At 65.7% G+C, this 26,845-nt stretch carries 22 protein-coding genes; 9 read left to right on the forward strand and 13 right to left on the reverse strand.

Going from position 1 to position 26,845, the window contains the following annotated elements:
* Positions 1-167: 167 nt before the first annotated feature.
* The 4 genes from HNP46_RS02890 to HNP46_RS02905 form a co-directional block, all read right to left on the reverse strand.
* Positions 168-1,796, reverse strand: a complete 1,629-nt coding sequence (locus HNP46_RS02890) for a GMC family oxidoreductase (RefSeq protein ID WP_184586019.1) — start codon at positions 1,794-1,796, stop codon at positions 168-170.
* A 237-nt stretch (positions 1,797-2,033) separates the two neighbouring features.
* Positions 2,034-2,867 (reverse strand): ABC transporter ATP-binding protein, encoded by an 834-nt coding sequence (locus HNP46_RS02895; RefSeq protein WP_184586020.1) that lies wholly within the window; start codon positions 2,865-2,867, stop codon positions 2,034-2,036.
* A complete protein-coding gene (locus HNP46_RS02900) occupies positions 2,855-3,661 on the reverse strand; it encodes an ABC transporter permease (protein ID WP_024764976.1) in 807 nt (268 codons plus the stop codon). The genes HNP46_RS02895 and HNP46_RS02900 overlap by 13 nt, the downstream gene beginning before the upstream one ends.
* A 55-nt stretch (positions 3,662-3,716) precedes the next feature.
* Positions 3,717-4,691 (reverse strand): ABC transporter substrate-binding protein, encoded by a 975-nt coding sequence (locus HNP46_RS02905; RefSeq protein ID WP_045213838.1) that lies wholly within the window; start codon positions 4,689-4,691, stop codon positions 3,717-3,719.
* A gap of 322 nt (positions 4,692-5,013) precedes the next feature.
* On the opposite strand from HNP46_RS02905, the gene HNP46_RS02910 reads away from it, so the two are divergent.
* The 4 genes from HNP46_RS02910 (at position 5,014) to HNP46_RS02925 (ending at position 10,961) form a co-directional block, all read left to right on the forward strand.
* Positions 5,014-7,404 carry a carbohydrate-binding family V/XII gene (locus tag HNP46_RS02910; protein ID WP_184586021.1) on the forward strand — a complete coding sequence of 797 codons (2,391 nt, stop codon included), beginning with the start codon at positions 5,014-5,016 and terminating at the stop codon, positions 7,402-7,404.
* Between the two features lie 78 nt (positions 7,405-7,482).
* Positions 7,483-8,457 (forward strand): AEC family transporter, encoded by a 975-nt coding sequence (locus HNP46_RS02915; protein WP_184586022.1) that lies wholly within the window; start codon positions 7,483-7,485, stop codon positions 8,455-8,457.
* Positions 8,458-8,865: 408 nt separating this feature from the next.
* Positions 8,866-10,170 (forward strand): CitMHS family transporter, encoded by a 1,305-nt coding sequence (locus HNP46_RS02920; RefSeq protein WP_184586023.1) that lies wholly within the window; start codon positions 8,866-8,868, stop codon positions 10,168-10,170.
* Between the two features lie 32 nt (positions 10,171-10,202).
* A complete protein-coding gene (locus HNP46_RS02925; RefSeq protein ID WP_184586024.1) occupies positions 10,203-10,961 on the forward strand; it encodes a TerC family protein in 759 nt (252 codons plus the stop codon).
* A gap of 82 nt (positions 10,962-11,043) precedes the next feature.
* On the opposite strand, the gene HNP46_RS02930 is transcribed toward HNP46_RS02925, so the two are convergent.
* Together HNP46_RS02930 and HNP46_RS02935 are read right to left on the reverse strand one after the other, a co-directional pair.
* Positions 11,044-11,523 (reverse strand): LEA type 2 family protein, encoded by a 480-nt coding sequence (locus tag HNP46_RS02930; protein ID WP_184586025.1) that lies wholly within the window; start codon positions 11,521-11,523, stop codon positions 11,044-11,046.
* 20 nt (positions 11,524-11,543) lie between these two features.
* Positions 11,544-12,851 carry a PQQ-dependent sugar dehydrogenase gene (locus tag HNP46_RS02935; protein ID WP_184586026.1) on the reverse strand — a complete coding sequence of 436 codons (1,308 nt, stop codon included), beginning with the start codon at positions 12,849-12,851 and terminating at the stop codon, positions 11,544-11,546.
* Positions 12,852-13,176: 325 nt separating this feature from the next.
* Between HNP46_RS02935 and HNP46_RS02940 the strand changes: the two genes are divergently transcribed.
* A complete protein-coding gene (locus HNP46_RS02940) occupies positions 13,177-14,901 on the forward strand; it encodes a Na/Pi cotransporter family protein (protein ID WP_184586027.1) in 1,725 nt (574 codons plus the stop codon).
* Between the two features lie 99 nt (positions 14,902-15,000).
* Positions 15,001-16,035, forward strand: a complete 1,035-nt coding sequence (locus HNP46_RS02945) for an AraC family transcriptional regulator (RefSeq protein WP_184586028.1) — start codon at positions 15,001-15,003, stop codon at positions 16,033-16,035.
* Positions 16,036-16,110: 75 nt separating this feature from the next.
* On the opposite strand, the gene HNP46_RS02950 is transcribed toward HNP46_RS02945, so the two are convergent.
* The gene (locus HNP46_RS02950) at positions 16,111-17,067 is read right to left on the reverse strand and encodes an NAD-dependent epimerase/dehydratase family protein (RefSeq protein ID WP_184586029.1); all 957 of its coding nucleotides are present in this window, start codon (positions 17,065-17,067) and stop codon (positions 16,111-16,113) included.
* Between the two features lie 208 nt (positions 17,068-17,275).
* Between HNP46_RS02950 and HNP46_RS02955 the strand changes: the two genes are divergently transcribed.
* Positions 17,276-18,649, forward strand: coding sequence for a M16 family metallopeptidase (locus HNP46_RS02955; RefSeq protein WP_184586030.1), 1,374 nt, complete (start codon positions 17,276-17,278; stop codon positions 18,647-18,649).
* Between the two features lie 22 nt (positions 18,650-18,671).
* Here HNP46_RS02955 and HNP46_RS02960 read toward each other — a convergent pair whose 3' ends face one another.
* Positions 18,672-19,223: a GNAT family N-acetyltransferase gene (locus tag HNP46_RS02960; protein WP_184586031.1), complete on the reverse strand. Its 552-nt coding sequence runs from the start codon at positions 19,221-19,223 to the stop codon at positions 18,672-18,674.
* Positions 19,224-19,349: 126 nt separating this feature from the next.
* Complete coding sequence (locus HNP46_RS02965) at positions 19,350-20,642, reverse strand: MFS transporter (protein ID WP_184586032.1); 1,293 nt, start codon at positions 20,640-20,642, stop codon at positions 19,350-19,352.
* A 429-nt stretch (positions 20,643-21,071) separates the two neighbouring features.
* Here HNP46_RS02965 and HNP46_RS02970 point away from each other — a divergent pair, with 429 nt between their 5' ends.
* On the forward strand, positions 21,072-21,731 hold the full coding sequence (locus HNP46_RS02970) for a serine protease (protein WP_409372394.1): 660 nt from the start codon (positions 21,072-21,074) through the stop codon (positions 21,729-21,731).
* Here the strand turns inward: HNP46_RS02970 and HNP46_RS02975 are convergent.
* Both HNP46_RS02975 and gltP read right to left on the reverse strand, forming a co-directional pair.
* A complete protein-coding gene (locus tag HNP46_RS02975) occupies positions 21,713-22,942 on the reverse strand; it encodes a nucleoside recognition domain-containing protein (protein WP_184586033.1) in 1,230 nt (409 codons plus the stop codon). The genes HNP46_RS02970 and HNP46_RS02975 overlap by 19 nt on opposite strands.
* Positions 22,943-23,050: 108 nt before the next feature.
* The gene (gene gltP / locus HNP46_RS02980) at positions 23,051-24,400 is read right to left on the reverse strand and encodes a glutamate/aspartate:proton symporter GltP (RefSeq protein WP_184586034.1); all 1,350 of its coding nucleotides are present in this window, start codon (positions 24,398-24,400) and stop codon (positions 23,051-23,053) included.
* Positions 24,401-25,088: 688 nt separating this feature from the next.
* Here gltP and HNP46_RS02985 point away from each other — a divergent pair.
* Complete coding sequence (locus HNP46_RS02985) at positions 25,089-25,748, forward strand: DUF3313 domain-containing protein (protein WP_184586035.1); 660 nt, start codon at positions 25,089-25,091, stop codon at positions 25,746-25,748.
* Between the two features lie 289 nt (positions 25,749-26,037).
* On the opposite strand, the gene HNP46_RS02990 is transcribed toward HNP46_RS02985, so the two are convergent.
* Positions 26,038-26,508 (reverse strand): inhibitor of vertebrate lysozyme family protein, encoded by a 471-nt coding sequence (locus tag HNP46_RS02990; protein WP_184586036.1) that lies wholly within the window; start codon positions 26,506-26,508, stop codon positions 26,038-26,040.
* A 43-nt stretch (positions 26,509-26,551) separates the two neighbouring features.
* The gene (locus HNP46_RS02995) at positions 26,552-26,713 is read right to left on the reverse strand and encodes a DUF1328 domain-containing protein (protein WP_184586037.1); all 162 of its coding nucleotides are present in this window, start codon (positions 26,711-26,713) and stop codon (positions 26,552-26,554) included.
* Between the last annotated feature and the right edge of the window lie 132 nt (positions 26,714-26,845).

The following is a 26,845-nucleotide window of genomic DNA, read 5'->3' on the forward strand; positions in this document are numbered from 1 at the left end:
GTATCGCAAGCTCCACCCATCCTACGACCGATCTGTAGACGTTATCCACAGTGCCGGATTGGCTGTCGTAGGAGTGGACTCCGTCCGCGATAGGTCCGCGTCGCGCCGGTGGCCGATCGCGGACGGAGTCCGCTCCTACGGGGAGGCAAATCCCTACGATTTGCCGATCAGGCCGGGACTGCCTGGGCCGGAGCGGCCGAGGTCGCGCGGCTTTCCTCCAGGATCATCGCCGCCGCCCGCTCGCCGAGCATGATGCAGGGCGCGTTGGTGTTGCCGCTGATCAGCGTCGGCATGATCGACGCATCCACCACGCGCAGGCCCTTGAGGCCATGCACGCGCAGGCGCAGGTCGACCACCGCCAGCGGGTCCTGGCCCATCTTGCAGGTGCCCACCGGATGGAACACGGTGGCGGCGTATTCACGCAGGTGCTCCAGCAGTTGCTCGTCGGTCTGCACCTGTGGGCCGGGCAGCATCTCGGCGCCGCGGATGCTGTCGAACTCCGGCTGGGCGAGGATCTTGCGCGCCAGCTTCACGCCTTCCACCAGCACGCGGCCGTCTTCCTCATCGGCGAGGAAGTTGTAGTCGATCTCAATATCGCCACCGGGTTTCACCCGCAGCTCGCCGATGCTTTTCGGCCGCAGCACACAGGTATGCACGGCGTAGCCATGGCCCCATTCAAACAGGCGGCCACGGTGGCTGCGGTAGCCGGGGACGAAGTGGAACTGCACGTCGGCCAGCGAATCGGCCAGCGGCGTGCGGGCGAAGCCGCCGGCCTCGACGTAGTTGGTGGTCAGCCAGCCCTTCCTCGCCAGCAGGTACTTGAACGGCGAGAGCAGGATCTGCGGCAGCGAGCCAAGGGAGAAGCCCAGGCTCAGCGGGCTCGGCGAACGCACGGTGACCAGGCCGTCGAGGTGGTCCTGGAGGTTCTTGCCCACGCCGGGCAGGTCGTGCTTCACCGGGATGCCGGCGGCCTTCAATTCCTCGCCCGGACCGATGCCGGAGGCCAGCAGAATCTGCGGTGAACCCAGGGAGCCGGCCGAGAGGATCACCTCGCGACGCGCCAGCAGGCGTTCGCCGCTGCGCAGTTCGATGCCGGTGACGCGCTCGCCTTCCAGCAGCAGGCGACCCACCTGGCGGTCGGTCAGCACCGTCAGGTTCGGCCGCTGCAGCGGCGCGACGAAGGCGCGGTAGCTGCTCAGGCGCCTGGCGTCCTTCTGGGTCAGGTTGTAGATGCCGACGCCTTCGAACTCGCGGCCGTTGAAGTCATCGTTGCGGCGCAGGCCGATGCGTTCAGCGGCCTTGATGAACAGGCTGGACAGCGGGTTGGGATCGCGCGGCTTGTCCACCAGCAACTCGCCCAGGGTGCCGTGCAGCGCCGGGTCCTGGCCGAGCATGTTGCGCTCGGATTTCTTGAAGAACGGCAGCACGTCCTGCCAGCCCCAGCCAGGGCAGCCTTCGGCTTCCCAGCGGTCGTAGTCGGAGGCGTGGCCGCGGATGTAGATCATGCTGTTCATCGAGCTGGAACCGCCCAGCGCCTTGCCACGCGGGCAGTGCAGCGAGCGGTTGTTCAGGCGCTTCTGCGGCGCGGAGAAGAAGTTCCAGCTGAACACCTTGCTCTTGTACAGGGTGATGGTGCCAGCCGGAGTCTGCACGCGCGGGCTGGCGTCACTGCCGCCGGCCTCCAGCAGGCAGACGCGCACGGCGGGGTCGGCGCTCAGGCGGTTGGCCAGGACGCAGCCGGCGGAACCGGCGCCGACGATGAGGTAGTCGTAGGTGGAGTCGTTGGAGGAGGACATGGGGGCTCCCTTTGGAGTGTGGCGTGAAGGGTTGAGGGGCAAGCTCACACCCCGCCGCAACACCCAACCTGTAGGAGCGAGCTTGCTCGCGAACAAACTCACCGGCAGATCCAGCGTTGGGCGGTTCGCGAGCAAGCTCGCTCCTGCAAAAAGCACCGCGCTCGCCGGCCGACTACAGCAGTAGCCGCGCTCCGCAGGCCCCCTCTGCTCAGTGGAGGGCTGGGCGGTGTCAGGCTTTCAGTGCGCTTCTTCCAGATCGTCGTGCAGCAGCCCGAGGATCTCGCGCTTCATCTCGATGAATTGGCGATCCATGACCATGTCCAGCGAGCGCGGGCGCTCGATGGGTACGTCGAGGATCTGCTTGATACGGCCGGGGCGAGCGCCCATGACGTAGACGCGGTCGCCCAGCAGGATGGCCTCGTCGATGTCGTGGGTGACGAACACCACGGTCTTCTTGCTGTGGTCCCACACGCGCAGCAGCAGTTGCTGCATCTGCATGCGGGTCTGGCTGTCGAGGGCGCCAAAAGGCTCGTCCATCAGCAGGATCTGCGGGTCGTTGGCCAGCGCGCGGGCGATCGCCACGCGCTGCATCATTCCGCCGGAGAGCTGCTTGGGGTAGTTGTTCTCGATGCGGCGCAGGCCGACTTCGTCGAGGTAGTAGTCGACGATTTCGCGGCGCTCGGCCGCCGGCATGCCGCGGCGCTTCAAGCCGAACTCGACGTTCTGCCGCACGGTGAGCCAGGGGAACAGGGTGTAGCTCTGGAACACCATGCCGCGGTCGGCGCCGGGGCCGTCGACCAGTTGGCCGCCGACGTAGATGTCGCCTTCGGTGGGCTCGGACAGCCCGGCGGTGAGGTAGAGCAGGCTCGACTTGCCGCAACCGGAGGGCCCGACGATCACCGCGAACTGCTGGTCCGGCACCTCGAAGGAAACGTTCTCCAGTGCGCTGAAGGTGCCGCCATCCGGCGTGCGGTAGCGCAGGCTGACGTTCTCCACCCGCAGGCGGGCCGGGTTGGCAGGTTGCTGGCCGGTCACGGCGGGTTCTTCCTGCTTGATCGCTACTGCGCCCATGACGCCACCTTCAGTCGGATGAATCGGAAGAGTTGGTCGGTGATCAGGCCCAGCAGGCCGATGATGGCGATGGCCAGGAAGATCACGTCGACCTGGAAGCCGCGCATGGCCTTGAGGCTGATGTAGCCCAGGCCGCTGGAGGCGGCGACCAGTTCGGCGACCACCAGGTAGGTCCAGGCCCAGCCCATGGTCACGCGCAGGGTGTCGAGCACGCCGGGCAGCGAAGCCGGGCCGAGCACGTGGAGGACCACGTCGCGGCGGTTGCAGCCCAGGGTGTAGGAGGCGTTCACCAGGTCCTTGGCGACGCCGCGGGAGACGTCGGCGATCATCACCAGCTGCTGGAAGAACACGCCGAAGATGATCACGGTGACGCGCTGTTCCAGGCCGATGCCGATCCACAGGATGAACAGCGGCACGAAGGAGGTCACCGGCAGGTAGCGGATGAAGTTCACCAGCGGTTCGAGGAACGCCTGGACGATGCGGAAGCTGCCCATCAGCAGGCCCAGCGGCACCGCAACGAGCGAGGAGATGATGAAGCCGATCATCACCACCTTGACGCTGGCCATGACGTGAGTGGCGAGGGTGCCGTCGCTGGCCAGGCGCACGCCGGCGGCGAGTACCGCGTCGGGGGTCGGCAGGAACATCGCCGGCACCACGCCGCCGTAGGAAAGCCCGGCCCACAGGCCGAACACGAGCAGCCAGCACAAAGTGCCGGCGGACCAGACCAGCTTCAGCGGCAGGTCGACCTTGGGCGTCAGGCAACGGCTGAGCCAGGATTGCGAACGACGAGGCATCGCGGATTCCTCCAGGCGGGCGGCGCGCGGCCGCCCGCGGGGACAAGAGAGACGGTTACTCGGAGACGAAGCGCGGGTCGACCAGGTCGTCGTAGCTGACTTCCAGGCGCTTGCCCTGCAGGCCGCTCCAGGTCTCGTTGGCGAGGCGGATCAGACCCTTGATGTCGCCGGGCTTGCCGGGGGTGCCAATGAGCTGCTCGCTCATCGCCTTGTCGTAGAAGCGCACGCCCTTGGCGGCGTCGGCCAGGGCCTTGGGATCGGCGAGGTAGCCGCCGACGCCCTTGGCCATGATCGCGTAGGCCTCGTCCGGGTGCTCCTTGGTGTACTGCACGGCCTTGTACAGGCCTTTCACCAGGGCCTTGACGTCCTCGGGCTGCTTCTCGATGACGTCGCAGTTGAGCGCAACCACGTCGACGATCACGCCGGGGGTGGTGGAGCTGTCCACCAGCACCTTGCCCTGCTGCTTCTCGCGCACCAGCGAGAGGTGCGGTTCCCAGGTCACGGCGGCGGGCACGCGGCCGGCGATGAAGGCGCTGGCGGCGTCATCGGCGGTCATGTTCTGCACCTTGATGTCGCTCATGCTCATGCCGGCGTGCTTGAGCAGGTAGGCCAGCCAGAACTGCGAGACGGAGCCTTCGTTCACCGCCACTTCCTGGCCCTTGAGCTGGGCCAGGGAGGTGACGTCCTTGCCCACCAGAACGCCGTCGCCGCCATGGCTGTCATCCAGCGCGGCCACGGCCTTGAAGCAGAACTTGGGACGGTACTTGAGGATTTCGTCGATGGTGGAGGCGGAGCCGGACAACTGGCCGGAGGCCTGCGCCGCCATGTACATCGAGGCTTCCTCGATGGTGGTCAGCTGCAGGTCCAGGCCCTGCTCCTTGAAGTAGCCGAGGTCACGGGCCAGGTACAGGGTGCCGTAGCCGACCCAGGTGGTGTGGCCGATGGACAGGGTGCCGGCCTGCGCGCCAGAAACGGCGGCGAGAGCCAGGGCGGAACACGCGATGGAACGCACGAGCAAGGACTTGATCATGAAGCACTCCCACAGCCGGTTGGCTTTTTTGTTGATTTACTGCGGCAGTGGCCAGGAGGCCGGTAGAACCGGGACATGGGCGGCATTGAGCTCTATATGGCTCTAGCGTCTGAAGGCTTTGTCTCGCGACATGTCTGACAGACCGATGGTGGCGGAAGCGGGAGGCTCGGAAAATTATTAAATATGTCGTTGCGCCATAAGAAAAAGCTGCCTTGCCGGCGAAATTGCACCAGCATGGCGCAGGGGGAGAAAGCCGGTCGCGCGGGTTGGTCCGCGCTGCACTATCGTTGAACGCAGCTCTCCCCCCAGGAAGGTTTCCATCATGCCCCCTCGCTCCGTTCTGCCGGCCCTGGCGCTCGCCATCGGACTGGCCCTGCAGCCCTTCGCCATCCAAGCCGCCGAGCCACAGGCGCCTGCTGCCGCCGAGCTGAAATGGCCGCGGGACTTCGCCCTGGGCGAGCAGCACGTGCAGATTTTCCAGCCGCAGATCGAAGGCTGGGACGGCACCCGCATGAGCGGCCGCGCGGCTATCGCCGTGGGGCCTGCCAATGGCGCGCCGACCTACGGCGTGGCGCTGTTCTCGGCCGCCGCCGCCATCGACAAGGCCAGCGGCCTGGTGCAACTCACCGACCTGCGCATCGAGAAAGTCGAAGTCCCCACCGCCCCGGACAGCGCCGACAAGGTGCGCGACGCCATCGTCGCGCGGCTCCCCAAGCAGGGAATGACGGCTTCCCTGGACGAGTTGCAGGCCAGCTACGCGGTGAACCAGCAGCTGGACAAGCTGCGCCATGTCGAAGTGAAGAACGACGCGCCGCAGATCGTCTTCGCCAGCACGCCCACGGTGCTGGTGATGATCGATGGCCAAGCGCAATGGCAAGCCCTGAAAGGCAGTGACTTCGAGCGGGTCATCAACAGCCGCGCGCTGGTCCTGCGCGATGCCCAGGGCAACCATTACCTGAACGCTGCGGGCAACTGGTACACCTCGCAGACGCTGGACGGCAACTGGCTGGTGCTGAGCCAACCGCCCAAGGCATTGGTTACCGCGCAGCAGCTGGCCGAGAAGGCCGGACCGGTGGACGCTCTGCTGCCCAAGGACGGCAAGAAGCCGGCGAAGGCACCGGCGCTGCTGGTGGCCACCCAGCCCACCGAACTGATCGTCAGCGACGGCACTGCGCAGATGGCGCCGGTGGATGGCGTCAGCCTGCTGAGCATGAACAACGCCGATCACGCAGTGTTCGTCGATCCCACCCATAACACCTGGTACGTGCTGGTGTCCGGGCGCTGGTTCAGCGGGTCCGGCGAAAAGGGCCCGTGGCAGTTCGTCGACGGCAAGGACCTGCCCGCCGACTTCGCGAAGATTTCACCGAAGGACCCGAAGGCCAACGTGCTGGTCTCGGTGCCCGGCACGCCGCAGGCCAGGGAGGCCGCCATCGCCGCCAACATTCCGCAGACGGCGTCCGTCTCGCGCAGCAAGGCGACGCTCAAGGTCAGCTACGACGGCGCGCCGAACTTCCAGCCGATCACCGATACGGCTCTGCAATACGCGGTGAATACGCCGACGCCGGTCATCGAGGTGGCGCCCAACCAGTTCTACGCGGTGAGCAACGGCGTCTGGTTCGTTGCCCCCAGCCCGACCGGCGCCTGGCAAGTGGCGACCGAATTGCCCGCGGCGATCTACGGCATTCCGCCCAGCTCGCCGGTGTATTACGTGACCTACGTGCACATCTATTCGGTGACCCCGCAGACCGTGGTGGTCGGCTACACGCCGGGTTACCTGGGCGTGGTGGTCAACAGCAGCGGCACGGTGGTCTACGGCACCGGCTACAGCTACCCGGCCTACGTCAGCCAGACGGTCTACTACGGCTATCCGCCCACCTACGGCTACGGCGCCGGTTTCGCCGTGGGCGCGCTGACCGGCTTCGCCTTCGGCTATGCCGCCGGCTACTGGGGCTCGCCGCAACCCTACTGGGGACCGTACTGGGGCCCCTATCCGCATGGCGGCTGGAGCTACACCAACATCAACCAGGCAAACTTCTACGGGCGCTGGGGCCAGGGCACCGTGACCCACGCCTACGGCTACGACGCCTGGAGCGGCAGCCGCTGGCAGGGCAGCACGGCCGTGGGCTACAACCCGCGCACCGGTACGCAGTTCCAGGGCGCACGCGGCGCCGCGTTCAACCCCTACACCGAGAACGCTGCCGCCGGCCGCCGCGGCTCCTTCTCCAACGCCTCCACCGGCATCTCCGGCGCGGGCCGCAGTGGCGTTGCCGCGCACACCGACAGTGGTGACTTCGTCGCCGGGCACCAGGTGGCCACGCACAACGCCCAGACCGGCCGCACCACCCTCGCCGAAGGGGGCGTCAAAGGCGACGTCGACGAAGGCCGCGGCAGCTATCAGCACGAACACCAGGGCGTCAGCTACAACCGCCGTACGGGCAACGCCGTGGCCTGGAAGAACGGCGACGTCTACGCCGGCCACGATGGCAACGTCTACCAGCACACCCAGGACGGCGGCTGGCAGAAGCACACCGACAACGGCTGGCAGCCGGTGCAGGCCAACCAGGCCAATCAGCAGCAGATCCGCGAGCAGCTCAACCAGCAGTACCAGTCGCGTCAGGTCGGCCAGCAGCGCTTCAGCCAGACCCAGCGCCAGTGGGGTGGCGGCGGCCGCGCCGGGGGCGGGCATTTCGGCGGCGGTGGCTTGCGCCGCTGACCTTGTGGACAAGGTTTTCCACAGCCGTTCGGCTGTGGAAAACCTCACCGGGCCGGATCAGGAAGTTACCCACAAGCCTTGCCCTCGCGCCCTCCTCCTCGGCAAGATGCCCGCTCCCACCACCCTCGCGGGGTTGCCGTGACCGCTCTGTTCCAGGCCCTCTGGCCGTTGTTTGCACTGATCGTCGGCGGCTTCGTGCTGCGCCGCAAAGGATTCCCCGGCGATGCCTTCTGGCCGGCGGCCGAGCGGCTCAACTACTTCATCCTGTTCCCCGCCCTGCTGGCCAGCAGTCTGGCCAGCGCACCGCTGAACGATCCCGGCCTGGCCCGCCAGGCCCTGGCGGTGGTGCTCGGCCTGGGCATCGCCTGGATCGCCCTGCTGATCGCCAAGCGCCTGCGCGGCTGGAACGCCGCCCGCTTCGGCGCCATCGCCCAGGGCGTGCTGCGCTTCAACACCTACCTGGGGCTCGCCGCCGTCGGCAGCCTGTACGGCAAGCCGGGCCTGACCCTGGCCGCGCTGATGCTGGCGCTGATGGTGCCGACGGTGAACGTGATGTCGGTGTGGGCACTGACCGCCGAGCGCGGCATCAGCCTGCGCTCGCTGCTGCTGCCGATCGTGAAGAATCCGCTGATCCTTGCCTGCGTTGCCGGCGCCCTGCTCAACGTGACGGGCATCGGCCTGCCCGGTGGCACCGACCGGCTGTTCAACCTGCTGGCCGTGGCCAGCCTGCCGCTGGGCCTGCTCTGCGTGGGCGCAGCGCTACAACCCCAGGAACTGCGCGCGGAGGTTTCGGCTCTGGGCTGGAACTGCGCCATCCGCCTGTTGGCCATGCCGCTGCTGGCCTTCGCCATCGCCCGCCTGCTCGCCTTGCCCTCACTGGAAAGCGCGCTGCTGGTGCTGTTCTTCGCCTTACCCACAGCCCCCACCGCCTATGTGCTGACCCGCCAGCTGGGCGGCGAAAGCGGGCTGATGGCGGGAATCATCACGCTGCAGACGTTGCTGGCCGGGGCCAGCCTGCTGCTGGTGATGGGGCTGATTCAGGCGCAAGGTTGAATCTGTTCGTCCGCGATGGAGTCCGCGCGCGGGCGAACCGATCGCGGACGGAGTCCGCTCCTACGCTCCCGGGTATTTATCCACAAGGACGCCCCGGTAGGAGCGGATTTATCCGCGATCCGGCCGACAGGCCGGCGCGTGGCCATTCCTTCGCGGACAAGGCTCGCTCCTACAAAAAACTCCTATCGATCAGTGGGCATCATCTGCGAAAGCCTGCTGAAAGCTTGACCCCCTAGCATCGCCGCCTCGGTCCTCCCGGCCGAACCTGCGTTCGCGCAGCGTACAAGAACAACAATCGGTGATCGCTCATGCCCCGTTTCCTGTCCCTCCCCGCCCCGACTCCGCCCGCACCGCGTGTGCTTATCCACAGCCGCTGCTGAAGTCCCCGCACCGACCGGAGTTATCCCCATGCTGACCTTCCTCGCCTTCGCCATGGTGGCGACCTTCATGTTCCTGATCATGACCAAGCGGCTGTCGGCGCTGATCGCCCTGATTCTGGTGCCGATCGCCTTCGCTCTGCTTGGCGGCTTCGCCAAGGGCCTGGGGCCGATGATGCTGGACGGCATCCGTACCCTGGCGCCGACCGGGGTGATGCTGATGTTCGCCATCCTCTACTTCGCCATCATGATCGACTCCGGGCTGTTCGACCCGGCGGTGCGGCGCATCCTGCGGCTGGTGAAGGGCGACCCACTGAAGGTGTCGATGGGCACTGCCGCGCTGGCGATGATCGTCTCGCTGGATGGCGACGGCTCGACCACCTACATGATCTGCGTGGCCGCCGTGCTGCCGCTGTACAGCCGGCTGGGCATGAGCCCGCTGCTGATGGCCTGCCTGATCATGCTGTCCAGCGGCGTGCTGAACATGACGCCCTGGGGCGGCCCGACCGCCCGCGCGGCCAGCGCGCTGCACGTGGACCCGGCGGACATCTTCGTGCCGATGATCCCGGCCATGCTCGCCGGCATCGCGGCGATCTTCGGCCTGGCCTGGGTCTACGGCAAACGTGAGCGCGCCCGCCTGGGTGAACTGCACCTGCCCACTGACCAGGAGTCGATGGCCGAGGTCAGCGTTTCGCAGTATCCGGAGGCGCGTCGGCCGAAGCTGTTGTGGTTCAACGCGGTGCTGACGGTGATCCTGATGGGCACCCTGATCGCCGGCCTGCTGCCGATGCCGGTGTTGTTCATGATCGCCTTCGGTATCGCGATGATCGTCAACTATCCCTGCATCTTCGAGCAGAAGAAGCGTATCGGCGCCCATGCCGAGAACGTCCTGGCGGTGGTCTCGCTGATCTTCGCCGCCGGGGTATTCACCGGCATCCTGTCGGGAACGGGCATGGTCGAAGCGATGTCGAAAAGCCTGTTGGCGGTAATCCCGCCAGCGCTGGGGCCGTATCTAGCGACCATCACGGCGCTGGTGAGCATGCCGTTCACCTTCTTCATGTCCAACGACGCTTTCTACTACGGCGTGCTCCCGGTACTCTCCCAGGCCGCCGCGCAGTACGGCATCACGCCGGTGGAAATGGCCCGCGCCTCCATCGTCGGCCAGCCGGTCCATCTGCTCAGCCCACTGGTGCCGTCAACCTACCTGCTGGTGGGGCTGGCCAAGGTGGATTTCGGCGACCACCAGCGCTTCACTCTCAAGTGGGCCGTGCTGGTGTGCCTGGCGATCCTCGCCGCGGCCCTGCTGCTGGGCCTGTTTCCCCTGTTCAAGCACTGAACAGTTCAACGACTGACCTCGAGTACCGCTAAATGGAATGGCTCACCAGCCCTGAAATCTGGATTGCGTTCTTCACCCTGACCGCCCTGGAAATCGTCCTGGGCATCGACAACATCATCATGATTTCCATCCTCGTCGGCCGCATGCCCAAGCACATGCAGCCGCGCACGCGCTTCTTCGGGCTGGCGCTGGCGATGGTCACGCGCATCCTGCTGCTGCTGTCGATCACCTGGGTGATGCGCCTCACCGCCGATCTGTTCCACGTGTTCGGCCAGGGCATTTCCGGGCGTGACCTGATCCTGTTCTTCGGCGGCCTGTTCCTCCTGTGGAAAAGCAGCAGCGAGATCTTCCATGGCCTGGAAGGCGAGGACGAAACCGAGAGCGAACCCAAGAGCGTGATGGGCGGCTTCATCGGCACCATCATCCAGATCGCCATCATCGACATCGTGTTCTCCCTGGACTCGGTGATCACCGCCGTGGGCATGGTTTCCAACGTGCCGGTGATGGTCGCGGCCATCGTCGTCGCGGTGCTGGTGATGATGCTGTGCGCGGGCGCCATCAGCGACTTCATCGACAAGCACCCGTCGCTGAAGATGCTGGCGCTGTCCTTCCTCATCGTGGTCGGCACCGTGCTGATCGCCGAAGCCTTCGAAGTCCACGTGCCCAAGGGTTATGTCTACTTCGCCATGGCCTTCTCGCTGGCGGTGGAAGCGCTGAACATCCGCATGCGCACCGCGCGCGGCAGGAAGGAAGATCCGGTGAAACTGCGCAAGGACATTCCGGGGCAATAGCCCACAGGGATTATCCACAGGCAAGGAAAAACCGGGCGCAGATGCCCGGTTTTCCTGTGAGCCGCTATTTATCCACAGCGCCTCATTTCACAGGCTGCGCTGCCGGCCCCGGCCAGTTCAGCACGCCCTTGTCGTTGAAGCGCACCGTACCGAACAGTCCACCGGCCAGCTTGCCGCTGATCTCGTAAGGCATGCCCTTGCGCGGTGGCCCGCCGGACAGGCCCCAGGCCTGGCGAATGGCGGAGAACGCCGAGATGCTCACCGGTACGCTGATCACCTTTTCGCCAAAGCGCGGCACCTGACCGCTGGCATCACTCACGCCGCTGGCCAGCGGCTGGCCATTAACCGACAGGTCCAGGGCGATGCCGGTGTAGTCGATGGCCTGCTCATTGGGGTTCTGCACCCGCAGCTTGACCAGGAAGCGCGCCTCCATGCCCTGCCCGGTGGCCGGTTCCAGGCCGACCAGGTCGATGCGCAGCGGGTCGCGCGTGCCGAACAGGCTGCTGCAGGCGCCCAGCGCCAGCAGCAGGGTCAGAAGGATGATGCGGCGGGCGATGGCCATGCTTTCTCCTCGTCGATGTCTCACTTCACCGTCGCCGGGCGCAGCCGCCACACGGTATTGCCCACGTCATCGGCCACCAGCACGCCGCCGAACTTATCCACAGCAACGCCGACCGGCCGGCCCATGGCTTCGTCCTTGTCGTTGACGAAGCCGTCCAGCACCGTCACCGGCTGACCATTGGGCTTGCCGTCGCCGAAGGGGATGAACACCACCTGATAGCCGCTGCGCGGCTTGCGGTTCCACGAGCCATGCTGGCCGATGAACACCCCGCCACGATAACGCTCGGGCAGCAGGCTGCCCTGATAAAAGGCCAGACCGAGGGAGGCGGTATGCGCGCCGAGGGCGTAATCCGGCGCCAGCGCCTTCTCGACCATGTCCGGGCGCGGCGGCTCGACGCGTTTATCCACATGCTGGCCGTAGTAACTCCAGGGCCAGCCGTAGAAGCCACCGTCCTTCACCGACGTCATGTAGTCGGGCACCAGATCATTGCCCAGTTCGTCGCGCTCGTTCACGGCTGTCCACAGGGCGCCGCTGTTGGGCTCCCAGCCCAGGCCATTGGGATTGCGCAGACCCGAGGCGAAGACGCGCACGTTGCGGTTGGCCAGGTCGATCTGCAGGATCGCCGCGCGGTTCTTCTCGGCATCCAGGCCGTTCTCGCCGACGTTGCTGTTGGAGCCGACCGTGGCGTAGAGGTAGCGACCATCGGGGCTGGCGAGGATGTTCTTGGTCCAGTGGTGGTTGATCGGCCCGCCCGGCAGGTCGACGACCTTTTCCGCCTTGGCGCTGATCGTGGTGTCGCCAGTCTTGTAGGGGAAGCGCACCACGGCGTCGGCGTTGGCGACGTACAGCCAGTTATCCACAAGGGCCATGCCGAAAGGTGAAAAGAGTCCTTCCAGCAGGACGCTGCGCTGCTCCGGCACGCCGTCACCGTCGGCATCGCGCAGCAGGGTGATGCGGTTGGCGCTGGGCACCGATGCACCCGCCTTGGCCATGACCTTGCCGGCAGCCCAGTCCTTCAGACCGCCGGACTCTTCCTTGGGCGGCGCCGAGCTTTCCGCCACCAGCACATCGCCATTGGGCAGGACGTAGAGCCAACGCGGGTGTTCGAGCTGGTCGGCGAAACGCTGCACTTCCAGGCCCTCGGCGGCGCGCGGCATCTGCCCGGCGGGCCAGCCGATGGCCGTGGCGATGTTCACCGTCGGCAGTAAGCTGCTCTGCGGCTCGGGCAATTGTGGTTGCGGGCCGGTGCCGGCGGTGAACGGCAGGGAAGACTTGTCTCCACAACCGGCCAGGGCCAGCAGGGCTATGACGGGGAACGACCAACGCATGCGACTTCTCCTCGGCCTGAGCACTAAAAGACGGATTCTAGACATACAAGCGGTCCCAGCCGTGCGAAATAACCGATGCGAAGGCTCTCGCATCCGCTTTTGATCGGCTTTACTGACAGACAGGAATCTCGGCAAATCAGCGATTTGGCGAACCCTCAGGGAAGAACGAGGGTCTACCATGACAGTCTTGTGACAATCGCCTGAGTGTTGCCGTGTCCTTCTCGGCCCTCCGCGCTGCATGTTCGGAGCCGCGGGCGAGGTCGTTACAGGGTCCGTCGACGACTTACTGCGCCCACGGGCCCGCTTGCGTGTAAGGGGGCCCGACATGCTCAAACTGCTCGATCTGCTCTCTGCCGTCGCCCTGTTGGTGTGGGGCACCCATATCGTCCGCACCGGCATCCTCAGGGTCTACGGCAGCAACCTGCGAAAAATCCTCAGCCGCAGCGTGGAAAAACGCCCGCTGGCCTTCGCCGCCGGCATCGGCGTCACCGCCCTGGTGCAGAGCAGCAACGCCACCGCGCTGCTGGCCACCTCCTTCGTCGCCACCGGGCTGATGGCCCTGGCGCCGGCGCTGGCGATCATGCTCGGCGCGGACGTCGGCACGGCGCTGATGGCGCGGGTGCTGACCCTGGACCTGTCCTGGCTGTCGCCGCTGCTGATCTTCTTCGGCGTGATCTTCTTCCTTGGCCGGCAGAAATCCCGGCTCGGGCAACTGGGCCGGGTGTTCATCGGCCTCGGCCTGATCATCCTCGCGCTGCAGCTGATCGTCGCCGCGGCGGAACCGATGACTCAGGCCAAGGGCGTCAAGGTGCTGTTCTCCAGCCTGACCGGCGATGTGATGCTGGACGCCCTGACCGGCGCGCTGTTCGCCATGATTTCCTATTCCAGCCTGGCCGCCGTGCTGCTCACCGCCACGCTGGCGGCGTCCAAGGTGATCTCGCTGAAGGTCGCGCTGTGCCTGGTGATCGGCGCCAACCTGGGCAGCGGCATCCTGGCGATGATCAGCGCTTCCTCGCAGAACGCCGCCGGCCGCCGCGTGGCGCTGGGCAGCCTGCTGTTCAAGGTTGCCGGCTGCGCCCTGGTGCTGCCGCTGGTGGGGCCGCTGGCGGACTGGATCGACCACTGGCAATTCAGCACCGCCGAACTGGTGATCGCCTTCCACGTCCTCTACAACACCACCCGCTGCCTCGCCTGCCTGCCGCTGACCGGGCAGATGGCCGCCTTCTGCACCCGCATCATGCCCGATCGCCATTCGCCGGAAGATACCGTGCGCCCGCGCCATCTGGACCCCGGCGCGCTGGATACGCCGAGCCTGGCGCTGGTCAACGCGGTGCGCGAGACCCTGCGCATGGGCGATATCGTCGAGCAGATGCTGAACAACCTGATGCAGGTTATCCACAGCGGCGACCCGCTGCTGGGCAAGGAGATCCGCAAGCAGGACGATGACGTCGACGCCCTCTACACCGCGATCAAGCTGTACCTGGCGCGCATGCCCCGCGAGGACCTGAGCGAGGCCGACAGCCGGCGCTGGGCGGAGATCATCGAGCTGGCGATCAACCTGGAGCAGGCCGGCGACATCATCGAGCACATGCTCGGCGCCGTGCAGGACAAGAAGACCTCGCGCAGCCGTTCGTTCTCCGATAACGGCCTGGAGGAAATCACCGTGCTGCACGGCCAGCTGGTGGCCAACCTGCGCCTGTCGCTGTCGGTGTTCCTCAATGGCGACCAGGAAGGCGCCAAGCGCCTGCGCCGCGCCAAGCAGCGCTTCCGCCTGCAGGAGCGGCGCTTTGCCCATTCCCACGTCGACCGCCTGCGCCAGCAGGTGGTGCAGAGCATCGAGACCAGCTCGCTGCACCTGGACCTGATCAGCGACATGAAGCGCTTGAACTCGCTGTTCTGCGCCATCGCCTATGCTGTTCTGGACAACCCGGATGCCAGCAGTTCGGCAGCCGAGGAACCGGAGGAAGACGTGGACTTCGTCGAGCGCGAAGTCGAGGCGGCGCAGGAGCGCCCGCGGTCGTCCCCACCCGGCTCCAGCGCGACGGGTTGAACCAGACCGGGACCGGAGAATCTCCCGCTCCAGGCGTTTTCCGGCCCCCTACAAAGTCCCGATATCGCCACGCCCAGGGTTAGGGCAGAATCCGCCGCCATGGAAGCATGCACTCACTCCCAACGTCCCCCCTCGGTCAGCGCCAGCCTGACCCAGGCCATCCTGCTGGCAGCCACGCGTCTGGGTCTGGACCGCGCTGCGCTGCTGGCGGCCAGCGGCATCCAGGAATCCCAGCTCAGCGATCCCGATGCGCGCATCGACTTCGGCTGCCAGGAACTGGTCTGGCAAGCGATCCAGTCGAGCCTGCCGGCCGCCGAACCCGGTATCGCCCTGGGCCGCGCCCTGTCACCGGCGTCCTTCAGCGCGCTGGGCTACCTGCTGCAGACCAGCGCCACGCTGGGCGATGCGCTGGAGTCGGCGCTGCGCTACCAGCGCCTGGTCGGCGAAGGCGGTAAGGTCGCCATCGAGGTCCAGGCCGAGGTCGTCTGGGTCAACTACTGCCCACTCAACCCCGAACGCCCCGCCACCCGCGCGCGGGCACTGGCACTGCTGGGTTTCTGGGCGCGCCAGTTGAAGGCGCTGCTCAGCGGCCTGCAACTGGCCGGCTGCCGCTTCATGCACAGCCAGCCGGAGGCGCTCGACGACTATGTCAGCGCCTTCGACTGCCCCCTGCAGTTCGACGCCGCCAGCTATGCCCTCGGCCTGCCCGCGAAACTGATCGACGCCCCGCTGCCACAGGCCAATCCGCCGCTGCGCGACCTGCTGCGCCAGCATGCCGAAGGCCTGCTGGCGCGCCTGCCCAGCGCCAGCATCAGTGGCCGGGTAGTCGCATTGCTCGGTGAACAGCTGTCCCACGGCGAACCCGGCCGCGCCGCGCTGGCCAGCGAACTGGGCCTGAGCGAGCGCACGCTGCAGCGGCGCCTGGCGGAGGAAGGCAGCAGTTATCAACAGCTGCTGGCCGATACCCGCCGGCAATTGGCGGAGCGCTACCTGGGCGAAGGCAACCTGCCGGCCACGGACATCGCCGCCCTGCTCGGCTACTCCGAACCCAGCGTGTTCTTCCGCGCCTTCCGCCACTGGACGGGCCTGACGCCGGGCGAGTTCCGCCAGCGTCGCCGGCAGGCGGAGCATTAGCCAGGATCGTTCGACGGGTCTGCTTGCAGGCGCTTTTCAACAGACTTATCGACAGTCTGTCCACAGCTTTTCCGCTCAGCTCTGCAGCCCCCGGGCGGCCAGGTAGGCGAGGAAGGCTTCGCGGCTGGAGTAACGCGGCTGGTAACCGAACTCCTCCTTCAGCCGGCGGTTGTCCAGCACCGGGCGATAGCGCAGGTAGTCCACCTGTTCCGGACCGAAGCGCGACAGCCCCAGCGGCTTGAGCAGCCCCAGGCCCGCGCGCATCAGGCCTGCCGGCAAGGGGCGATAGGGTTTGCCGAGCAGGCCGGCGATCTCGCGCAGCGACAGGGCGCCATCGCCGGCGAGGTTGTAGATGCCTTCGCTGCCACGTTCCAGGCCCTGGCGGATGACGTTCACCACGTCCTGATCCCAGATGAACACGAAGCGGCTGCGATGGCCGAGCACGCCGACCAGGCTGGGACGGGCGAAGAGCTCGGCCAGCGGGTTATGCACACGGCGGCCGAGAATGGTGCCGGGGCGCAGGATCAGCTGCTTGAGTTGTGGATAACTCTTCCGTGCGGTGGCCAGCAGCTGCTCGATCTCCTGCTTGTAGCGAGCGTGAAGCAGGTCGGGATTGCCCCGCAGCGGCTGGTTCTCGTCGATCCATTCGGCATTGTCGCGATGGAAGCCATAGGCGGTGGCCGAACTGGTGACGATCAGCTGCTGCACGCCGCTTTCCTGCGCCGCCTCGATCAGCGTGCGGGTGCCACCGACTTCGATGGCATGGTGCTTGTCGGCGGACATCCCCGGCGGTGGGTTGACCACGCTGGCCAGGTGCACGATCGCATCCGGCCGGCAACCTTCCACGCAGGCTCGCGTCTGCGCGCTGATCCCCAGGTCCAGCAGCACCGGCTCGATGTTCGGCCGCAGGCCCTGGGGATTGAGCCGCTTGGTGTCCGCGGCGATCAAGGTCCAGTCCAGGTGCTGGATGGCCAGATCGTTGAGCAGACTCTGCCCGAGGAAACCGGCGGCACCGGTGATCAGGACGCGCATGGAACCTCCAGATCGCTCAGGCGTGGAGTGAACGTCGGGGACGTCTTCGGGGGGTGATTGGTTGCAGCGTAGTTCCAAGGCGCCAGCACCGACAGTGACCGCGCAAGCCAGTGCCGTGACCAAAGATGCCAGCGATCCGGGTTGAACGCGGTAGGTTCGCGCGGGTCAATCCGCTATCCTCACGGCTTTGCGTTCAGGCACACCGCTCATGCGTTGGTTGTACCTCCCCCTGCTATCCCTCCTGCTCAGCGCCGGCTGCTTCGCCGACCAGCGCCAGACGGTCGAGGCCTACCAGTTGGAGAACGGCATGGGCGTGCTGTTCAAGCCCACTCGCGAGAAGGGCCACGTGTCGATCCGGCTGATCGTCGGTGTCGGCTTCAGCGATTTCGCCTGCGCTGAGCGGCAACTCCCGCACCTCATGGAACACCTGTTCTTCAGCGGCCTGGACGGCGGCGACGAGGCCGACCTGGAGGCGCGCATGCAGGCCCTGGGTGGCCAGTGGAACGCCTTCACCAGCGAGGGCGACACTGCCTTCGTGGTCGAATCCCCCGCCAGCACCCAGCGCCAGGTGCTCGACCTGCTGCTGGAAATCATCACCCGCACCCAGCTCGACGCGCGCAGGATCGAATCCACCAAGCAGGTGCTGGTGCGCGAGGACGGCGGCCATTACTCGCACCTGCAGCGCTGGCTCGATCACCAGAACGTCAGCCGTGCCGGCCAGGAGCAGCTGGCGGTGGAACTCGGTCTGGCCTGCGCCGAGCGCGCGCCTGTGGATAACCTCACCCAGGCCCAGCTCGAGCAGCTGCGCAAGAACTGGTACGTGCCGAGCAACATGACCCTGATCATCGTCGGCGACCTCGACCCGCGCCTGCCGGTCTACCTCGGCCGCACCTACGGCGCCCTGGTCGACCACGACACCCCGCAACGCCGTGACCTGCCAACCCTGAAGGGCCCGGCCAAGCGCGAGCGCAACCTCACCAGCGGCCTGTTCGGCGAAAGCGCCGTGCTGCACTGGATATTCCCCGAGCCGGAGGATGCCGACGGCGCCACCCTCGACCTGCTCCAGGCCTACCTGAACGACGCGCTGTACACCGAGCTGCGGGTCCGCCGCGAGCTGTCCTACGGGCCCTGGAGCGAGCGCACGGCCTGGGCCAACCAGGGTTTCATGAGCCTCAATGCAGACGTCGAACGCGAGGACCTGCGGGTCACCCGGCAGGCCATGCAGGACTTGCTGGAGAAGATCCGCCACGACGGTCTCGACCCGCAGCGTTTCGCCCGCATCCAGCGGGTGGCGCGGGCGCAACTGGCCTGGAGCACACCGGGCAACTCGACGCTGGCGGATTACTACTGGGGTGCGCTGGCGGACTTCGACGACGGCAAATTCCCCGACGAGGACAAGCGCCTGGCCAAGGTCAGCCTGAAGCAGGCCAACGAAGTGGCCCAGCACCTGTTCAAGGACGAGGGTTATCTGCGTATCGAGGAGCCGCTGCTGGACGACGACATGGTCTATCCCCTGGCGGCGCTGGGCACGCTGCTGCTGGCGGCCCTGCTCGGACTGGCGCTATGGCGCCGGCGGGGCTGAGCCCCGCCGCGGCGTTGCAGTCTCAGAGGGCGAGGCGGCGGATGACCTGGCAGGAATCGTCCGGGTCCATCTGGGCGCGGAAGCCCAGTTCGCGGGCCATGTCGCGCATGTCGCGGTCCATTGACGAGTCGATCGAATACATCTGGTGGAAGCCGTTGCGCCTGGCCACGTCGATCAGGTGGCGCATCAGCGCGACGTCCAGGCCCAGCTGCTTGAAGTCGTCGGCGATGGTCACCGCGCACTCGCACTGCTGGTTATCCACAGCCGCGTAGCGGCTGATGCCGACTTCGCGCAGCTCGCCATCCACATGGGTCAGGGCGATGAAGGCCATGGTGGTCTGGTAGTCCACGTCCATCAGGCGGTCGAGCAGCCTGTCGTCGATCTTCACTTCACCGTGGAAGCGGAACTTGCGGGTCATGGGGGACAGGCGTTCGAGGAACAGGCGCTCGCGCTCGCGGTCTTCGGCGCGCAACGGACGGATCAGCACGTGGTTGCCGTCTTCCAGGGTTTCTATCCAGTGATCGGCGCCAACAGCCCCGAGGGCTGCGAGCTCGGTGGTGGGGTGGGTGATCATGACGCGTTCTCCGCTGGCGAAGAGGGATTGGGTTGACCCTATCCTCTCCCGCCAGCGCCGGGCGGGCCTGACCTGGGTCAATGCCGCCCGCAACCCGGCTGGGGCAGAACGTCGCAGCCCCTGGGTTCAGGCACCGCTGGCGAGCAGCGCGCCCTCGCGCACACGGGCGCCCTTGCGGAACAGCACCAGGGTGGCGAGCAGGCCCAGCGCCGCCGCACCACTGAGCCAGATGCCGGGGGCAGCTTTGTTGTCCAGCACGTGGATCAGCCAGGTGCAGACCGCCGGGGTGAAGCCGCCGAAGGTCGCGGTGGCGAGGCTGTAGGCCAGGGAGAAGCCGGTGGTGCGCACGTCCGCCGGCATCACCTCGGTCAGCGCCACCACCATCGCGCCGTTGTAGCTGCCATAGAGGAAGGACAGCCACAGCTCGACTTCCAGCAGGCGCGCGAAGCTCGGCTCGGCGACCAGCCAGGAGAGCATCGGATAGGCCGTGACCAGCGCCAGCACGGTGGCCGCCAGCAACAGCGGCTTGCGTCCGATGCGGTCGGACACGGCGCCCATCACCGGTAGCCAGATGAAGTTGGACAGACCCACGCAAACGGTCACCAGCAGGCTGTCGAAGTCCGACAGGTGCAGTTCGTTCCTGCCGAAGGTCGGGGTGTAGGCGGTGATCAGGTAGAAGGACACCGTGGTCATCACCACCATGGCGGTGCCTGCCAGCACCAGGCCGAAGTTCTGGCCGATGGAGCGCAGCACCTGGCTCAGGGTCGGGCGATGCTTGCGCTGCTGGAATTCCGGGGTTTCCTCCAGTGAGCGGCGGATGATGAACAGCACCGGGACGATCAGGCAGCCGACGAAGAACGGCACGCGCCAGCCCCACTCGCCCATGTCCTGCGGGCTCAGCCAGTGGTTGAGGAGCACGCCCAGCAGGCCGGCGAAGACCACCGCGACCTGCTGGCTGGCCGACTGCCAGCTGACGAAGAAGCCGCGCTTGCCGGGAGTGGCGATCTCCGCCAGGTACACCGACACGCCGCCCAGTTCGACCCCGGCGGAGAAGCCCTGCAGCAGTCGGCCGAACAACACCAGCAGGGGCGCCGCGACGCCCAGGGTGGCATAACCGGGCACGAAGGCGATCAGCAGGGTGCCCATCGCCATCAGGCCGAGGGTGATGATCAGGCCCTGGCGGCGGCCGTGGCGGTCGATATAGGCGCCGAGGAAGATGGCGCCCAGCGGGCGCATCAGGAAACCGGCGCCGAAGGTCGCCAGCGACAGCATCAGGGAGGCGAAGGGATCGTCGCCGGGAAAGAAGGTCTTGGCGATGGCGGTGGCGTAGAAGCCATACACCATGAAGTCGTACATCTCGAGGAAGTTGCCACTCACCACGCGGAAGACGGCTTTGGCTTTGGAATTGTTCGAGGCCATAAGAACATCACTCAGGGCTGATACACGGGGATTTCCGTCAGGGAAACCGGAGGTCGCTCTCCACGGCAGGCAGGCCCTGGGCAGACGACTTATTTGTAACCCTATGTGTAAAAGCGCCTGTTCGACAATCGAAAATTGCCTGAAAGGCCCATATTGACTGGTTTTGAAAGCTTGGTGAAAGCTTCGATACCGTTCGTCAGATAGCCAACTTCTGCAAACTGTCTCGCAGTTTCGTTTATAACTTTTGAAATCCAGTTAATCCATTTTACTTTTCGTATAACCAATATACTTCCTACATAAATGTAGGAAACTTTCGCCAATCAAGATGGATTAACGAGAAAGGTCCCAAGTTAAGAATCTTATTTTTATATAAGAAATTTCCTTAATTAATAGTTAGCTTTTCCCACAAACAACAGGGAGAGCTAACCCGTGAAAATCATCCTGATCCTGGCGTTGGTGTTCGGCCTCTCCGGCTGCAATGGCTGGGTTTCGCCGGAGACCGACGCCGGCCTGACCGACCGCTACTTCACCGTGTTCTCCGGGCCGCCGCTGCCCGGCATGATCGTCGCCTCCGCGGTGCAGTGGAATGCCGATTACGCGGTGACCGCCGCCCATACGCCCTTCCTGCTGAACAAGGCCTACCGCTGCAGCACCGGCTGCGACCTGCTGTTCATCGCCCACAAGGCCACCGGCGCGCTGCCGCAATGGCGGGAATTCCGTTCGGGAGAGTCCGTCACCGCCCTGGGCAGCAGCACGCTGCTGATCCCCATGAGCGCGACCGGGAAGGTCTGGCCAGTGCCCTTTATCGATTCCGGTTCGCCGAGTGCCGAGCGCTACGGCGTACACGACGCGGCCATCGCCAAGGGCATGTCCGGCGGCCCGTTGCTGGCCAGCGACGGGGCGGTGCTGGGGATCAACATCGGCTACCAGACCGGCTTCACCCCGCCGCCGCAGCGGCCGGAGCTGGCCGGCATGTCACGCCTGAGCGTGTTCGTGCCCTACAGCGTGATCCAGCGCGAGTGGCTGCTGTTCCAGGCACAGGCGGCGCACAAGGGCGCCCAGGCCAATCTTCAGGCGAAGAACCAGTAGCAGACGCCGATGGAGGCCAGCACGCCGGCCAGGTCGGCCAGCAGCGCGCAGCCCACGGCGTGGCGGGCGCGCTGGATGCCGACGGCGCCGAAGTACACGGCGAGCACATAGAAGGTGGTTTCGGTGCTGCCCTGCACGGTGGCGGCTACCAGGGCGGGGAAGCTGTCCACGCCGTGGGACTGCATGGTCTCCAGCAGCATCGCCCGCGCGGCGCTGCCGGAGAACGGCTTGACCAGCGCGGTGGGCAAAGCGTCGACGAAGCGGGTATCCCAGCCGACGCCCTCGACCAGCCAGCGGATGCCGTCCAGGGCCATCTCCAGCGCCCCGGAGGCGCGCAGCACGCCGACGGCGCAGAGCATCGCCACCAGGTAGGGCAGCAGGCTCTTGGCGACGTCGAAACCTTCCTTCGCGCCTTCGACGAAGGTTTCGTACACCGGCACCTTCTTCAACCAGCCGACCACGAGGAACAGCATGATGATGCCGAACAGCGTCAGGTTGCCCAGCAGCGAGGAGAGGTGCGCCAGCGCCGTGGCGGACAGCCCGGCCAGCAGCGCCATGAAGGCGCCCAGCGCCAGCGCGCCGGGAATCAGGTAGGCCAGCACCACCGGGTCCCACAGCCGCAGGCGTTGCATGACCGCCACGCTGAGCAGGCCGACCAGGGTCGACGCGCTGGTGGCCAGCAGGATCGGCAGGAATACCAGGGTCGGGTCCACCGCGCCCTGCTGGGCGCGGTACATGAAGATGGTCACCGGCAGCAGGGTCAGCGAAGAGGCGTTGAGCACCAGGAAGAGGATCTGCGCGTTGCTCGCCGTGGTGCTGCTGGGGTTGAGCTCCTGCAGCGCCTTCATGGCCTTCAGGCCGATGGGCGTGGCCGCGTTGTCCAGGCCCAGGCCGTTGGCGGCGAAGTTCAGGGTGATCAGGCCGATGGCCGGGTGGCCGGCGGGCACTTCCGGCATCAGGCGGCGGAACAGCGGGCCGAGCAGCACCGCGAGCTTTTCCACCAGCCCGGCCTTCTCGGCGATGCGCAGGAAGCCCAGCCACAGGGTGAGGGTGCCGAACAGCAGCACCATGACTTCCACCGACAGCTTGGCCATGGCGAACAGGCTTTCCACCATGGCGGCGAACACGTCGGCCTCGCCACCCAGCAGCCAGCGGGAAAGCGCGGTGATTGCCGCGACGATGAAAAAGCCCAGCCACAGGCCGTTGAGCATGCGATGTCCCCCTTGGAATGGCCGCGATGATAGCGGCACGGGCGCCTCCGACGCCAGAAACGACAAGGCCCCGGACAGTGCCGGGGCCTTGTGGATAACCTGCCGGGATCAGCGGGCGGCGGCGCTTTCCTTGCCGTCCGGGCTTTCCCCTTCGAGGAACGCCTCGACGCGACCGTTGCGCATGGCTTCCCAGTAACGGGCGCCCTTCTGCGCGTCGTACACGCCTTCCCACTTGGAGATCACCAGCACGGCCAGGGCGTTGCCGATCACGTTCAGTGCGGTGCGCGCCATGTCCATGATGCGGTCGACGCCGGCGATGAAGGCCAGGCCTTCCAGAGGAATGCCCACGCTGCCCAGGGTCGCCAGCAGCACCACGAAGGAAACGCCCGGCACGCCGGCGATGCCCTTGGAGGTGACCATCAGGGTCAGCACCAGCATCAGCTGCTGGCCGATGGACAGGTCGATGCCGTAGAGCTGGGCGATGAAGATCGCCGCGATGCTCTGGTACAGGGTCGAGCCATCGAGGTTGAACGAGTAGCCGGTGGGCACCACGAAGCTGCTCACCGCCTTGGGTGCGCCATAGGCTTCCATCTTCTCGATGATGCGCGGCAGCACGGTTTCGGAGCTGGCGGTGGAATAGGCCAGCACCAGTTCATCCTTGAAGATGCGCATCAGCTTGAGGATGGAGAAGCCGAACAGGCGTGCGGCCAGGCCCAGCACCATGAAGGCGAAGAAGGCGATGGCGAAGTACACCAGCACCACCAGCTTGGCCAGCGGCAGCAGCGAGGCGAAGCCGAAGTTGGCGACCGTCACCGCGATCAGGGCGAACACACCGATGGGGGCGTAGCGCATGATCATGTGGGTGACGCGGAACATGGCCTCGGCCACGCCCTGGAACATCTTCACCAGCGGTTCGCGGGTCGGTGCCGGCAGCGAGGACAGCCCCAGGCCGAACATCACCGAGAAGAAGATGATCGGCAGCATCTCGCCACGGGCCATGGCCGCGAAGATGTTCGACGGGATCAGGTTGAGGATGGTCTCGATGAACGCGTGGTGGTGTTCGACTTCCTTGGCGGTCTGCGCGTACTGGGAGATATCCACAGTGCCCAGGGTGCTCATGTCGATGCCGGCGCCCGGCTGGAAGATGTTCGCCAGCAGCAGGCCGACCACGATGGCGACGGTGGTGATGATTTCGAAGTAGATGATGGTCTTCAGACCGATCCGTCCGAGCTTCTTCGCGTCTCCCATGCCGGCGATGCCAACGATGAGCGAGGAAATGACGATCGGGACGACGATCATCTTGATCAGGCGGATGAAGATGTCACCCGCTGGCTGGAGGATGTTGCTGATCCACCAGGCCTTTTCCGCGCTGAAGTGATTGAGCGCGGCGCCCAGTGCAATTCCGAGTACCAGGCCGATGAGGATCTGCCAGGCGAGGCTGAGCTTGGCTTTGCCCATAGTGAGTCACCCTTGATTCTTGTGGAAGTCGGGGTCGCCGAACCATCGGGATGCCGAAGGCTGGCGAAAAAAGGGGCGCATGATTCCGACCCACCCCTTCTCCGTCTAATGCCGGAAACGCCTACCCCATGCACAATCGGCATAGGAAAAGGCATCTGAAACCTTGGTTCCAGGTCGCGAGACCCTTGATTTTCTGCATGACACAGGTTCCTCAACGCCTGTCACGCAGCGCTCTTCAAAGCCGTCTAGGCTTGCTGCTGATCGGCCATCTATGGCCCGGATTGATCGGTCAGGAAGCCCGGGACGCATCGGTCCGACTTCTTGTTACCGGATGTACGGTCGCCCTCTGGGACCGTCTGGGATGGCCGGGGGCGAGCGAATAGCCCTTCGGCGGCATGGCTGGCGGGAAAGCGGGCGTCCTGTGGATAAGTCGCCGGATTCCGCTCTTCATTGTTTCGATGGTTGCGGTGGCTGCCGACCTGTCAGGCCCAAGGAAATCGGCTGACGGGAATCGGCGGGTGATTGTAAGACCTTTCCACAACACTCCGAATTGACTGACGTCAGTGAAGTTCGACCGGCTTCGAGCCAGCGTGCGGCTACCCTGCCGCGACCGTGACAAGCGGGCCAGCGACGGCTCGTTCGATGTGGTGCAAGCACAACGCGGTGACACTCAGAATAAGGAAGCTCTATGACGCGACGCTACGTAGTACCCACCCTGCTCTTCGCCGGCGCCCTGGCGCTGGCCGGCTGCTCCAGCCAGAAACCGGACGCCTCGCAGTACTCCGGCTTCCTCGGCGACTACTCGCAACTCAAGCCCGCCACCTCCCCCAGCGGCCAGCCGGTGCTGCGCTGGACCGATCCCGGCCTGAAGCTGGCCAACTACAGCTCGGTACTGGTGGAACGGCCGGTGTACTACCCATCCCCCAGCCCCAACCAGAACATCGACCAGAAGACCCTCGATGCCATCCCCGACTACCTGAAGCAGCAGGTGGAGCTGCAACTGGGTAACCGCTACCGCATCGTCCAGCAGGCCGACCGCGACACCCTGGTACTGCGCACCGCCATTACCGGGGTGAACATCTCCACCGAAGGGCTGAAGGCCTACGAAGTCATCCCGGTGGCACTGGTGGTGGCGGCAACCACGACGGCCATGGGCACCCGCGATCAGGATACCGAGGTATTCGTGGAGTTCGAGGCGCTGGATGGCGCGACCAGCAAGCCGGTGGCCAAGGTGGTGCGCAAGGGCGCTGGCAAGACGCTGGAGAACACCAGCACGCACCTGACCCTGGACGACCTGAAACCGGTGCTCGATGGCTGGGCGCGGGACGCGGCCAACTTCAAGCCCTGATCCCGAAGGCTTTTCGTCTGCAGGCGGATGTTGAATCGGTAAGTGTTGAAGCGGAAAGGAATGTACTGAAAGGCAGTGTTCTGTAAGGAAATGTGGCACTCCGAAACCGGCGCGGCGTCACCGCGCCGGTTCCGAAGGCCTTGCCTGACCCGGCCCGCCAAAGCGGAGGTACCCCCTGTACCCCTGGGTCATTCAGGACATGACGCATCCCGAACATCCCGGCCCCCTGGTCCTGCGTACGCCTTCTGGCTACGCGAATCTCTGAATCTTCATTTCGGTAGCTGAGTGCTCAGTACCAGTTCGGATCGCTCTTGAGCTGGTCATCGAGGATCCGTTTGACCGAATCGTCCGGCTCGCCCAGCCAGCGGAAGCTGGCGTGCTTGCTCGGCGACTTGTCCGCCGGCAGGTTCTCGGGAACCTGCACGTACAGCGCATAGGCCTTGTCCTTGTCCCAGGTGAAGGCCACGTACAACCGATGGGCGCTGCAGTTGTGCGGCTCGCACAATTCACCCACCAGGTATTTGTCGCCCTGCTCGTCCACCGCCTGCATCGGCGTCGCCGTGCCGCTGAGGTTCATCACCCAGTCCGGCAGGCGGCTCTCGTCCTTGATCACCGACTGCCAGGTGTCGCGGTACTGCTCGTCGCTGGCGATCAGCTCGTTGAGGCGGTATTGCGCGTCCTTGTCCGCCTCGGCTGCCAGGGCGTGAACCCCGGCGCCCAGCAGCACGAAGGACAGCAGCAGATTGCGGGTCACACCCATCACTACGCTCCTTGTTCCACTTCTTCAGCCGATCCGACCCAGGTCAGCCTCGGCGACGGCCCATGAAGAAGGACACGACGAACAACACCAGGAAAATCACGAACAGGATCTTGGCGATGCTGGTAGCCGCGCCGGCGATACCACCGAAGCCCAGGACCGCGGCGATGATGGCGATGATCAGAAATGTCAGTGCCCAGCTAAGCATGGGGTCTCTCCTCTTCTCGTTGTCGGTTCGGCACCGCTCCAGGTGCCTGCTCCAGTGATAGCCGGCGGAGTCATCGCAAGGCAGTCTCCGCAAGGCTTGTCCGCCCGGGCGCTTCCGGGCACTACGGACCTA

The organism is Pseudomonas nitroreducens (assembly GCF_014204515.1).
GTDB classification, from domain to species: Bacteria; Pseudomonadota; Gammaproteobacteria; order Pseudomonadales; family Pseudomonadaceae; genus Pseudomonas; species Pseudomonas nitritireducens_A.

What these genes read in the sequence shown, in the direction of transcription:
- HNP46_RS02925 (WP_184586024.1), top strand. Translation starts at nt 10,203, where the DNA reads ATGGAATGGCTCACCAGCCCTGAAATCTGGATTGCGTTCTTCACCCTG.
- HNP46_RS02945 (WP_184586028.1), top strand. Translation starts at nt 15,001, where the DNA reads ATGGAAGCATGCACTCACTCCCAACGTCCCCCCTCGGTCAGCGCCAGC.
- HNP46_RS02965 (WP_184586032.1), bottom strand. Translation starts at nt 20,642, where the DNA reads ATGGCCTCGAACAATTCCAAAGCCAAAGCCGTCTTCCGCGTGGTGAGT.
- HNP46_RS02990 (WP_184586036.1), bottom strand. Translation starts at nt 26,508, where the DNA reads ATGGGTGTGACCCGCAATCTGCTGCTGTCCTTCGTGCTGCTGGGCGCC.
- HNP46_RS02935 (WP_184586026.1), bottom strand. Translation starts at nt 12,851, where the DNA reads ATGCGTTGGTCGTTCCCCGTCATAGCCCTGCTGGCCCTGGCCGGTTGT.
- HNP46_RS02975 (WP_184586033.1), bottom strand. Translation starts at nt 22,942, where the DNA reads ATGCTCAACGGCCTGTGGCTGGGCTTTTTCATCGTCGCGGCAATCACC.
- HNP46_RS02895 (WP_184586020.1), bottom strand. Translation starts at nt 2,867, where the DNA reads ATGGGCGCAGTAGCGATCAAGCAGGAAGAACCCGCCGTGACCGGCCAG.
- HNP46_RS02910 (WP_184586021.1), top strand. Translation starts at nt 5,014, where the DNA reads ATGCCCCCTCGCTCCGTTCTGCCGGCCCTGGCGCTCGCCATCGGACTG.
- HNP46_RS02995 (WP_184586037.1), bottom strand. Translation starts at nt 26,713, where the DNA reads ATGCTTAGCTGGGCACTGACATTTCTGATCATCGCCATCATCGCCGCG.
- HNP46_RS02905 (WP_045213838.1), bottom strand. Translation starts at nt 4,691, where the DNA reads ATGATCAAGTCCTTGCTCGTGCGTTCCATCGCGTGTTCCGCCCTGGCT.
- HNP46_RS02940 (WP_184586027.1), top strand. Translation starts at nt 13,177, where the DNA reads ATGCTCAAACTGCTCGATCTGCTCTCTGCCGTCGCCCTGTTGGTGTGG.
- HNP46_RS02985 (WP_184586035.1), top strand. Translation starts at nt 25,089, where the DNA reads ATGACGCGACGCTACGTAGTACCCACCCTGCTCTTCGCCGGCGCCCTG.
- HNP46_RS02900 (WP_024764976.1), bottom strand. Translation starts at nt 3,661, where the DNA reads ATGCCTCGTCGTTCGCAATCCTGGCTCAGCCGTTGCCTGACGCCCAAG.
- HNP46_RS02960 (WP_184586031.1), bottom strand. Translation starts at nt 19,223, where the DNA reads ATGATCACCCACCCCACCACCGAGCTCGCAGCCCTCGGGGCTGTTGGC.
- HNP46_RS02950 (WP_184586029.1), bottom strand. Translation starts at nt 17,067, where the DNA reads ATGCGCGTCCTGATCACCGGTGCCGCCGGTTTCCTCGGGCAGAGTCTG.
- HNP46_RS02930 (WP_184586025.1), bottom strand. Translation starts at nt 11,523, where the DNA reads ATGGCCATCGCCCGCCGCATCATCCTTCTGACCCTGCTGCTGGCGCTG.
- gltP (WP_184586034.1), bottom strand. Translation starts at nt 24,400, where the DNA reads ATGGGCAAAGCCAAGCTCAGCCTCGCCTGGCAGATCCTCATCGGCCTG.
- HNP46_RS02955 (WP_184586030.1), top strand. Translation starts at nt 17,276, where the DNA reads ATGCGTTGGTTGTACCTCCCCCTGCTATCCCTCCTGCTCAGCGCCGGC.
- HNP46_RS02920 (WP_184586023.1), top strand. Translation starts at nt 8,866, where the DNA reads ATGCTGACCTTCCTCGCCTTCGCCATGGTGGCGACCTTCATGTTCCTG.
- HNP46_RS02890 (WP_184586019.1), bottom strand. Translation starts at nt 1,796, where the DNA reads ATGTCCTCCTCCAACGACTCCACCTACGACTACCTCATCGTCGGCGCC.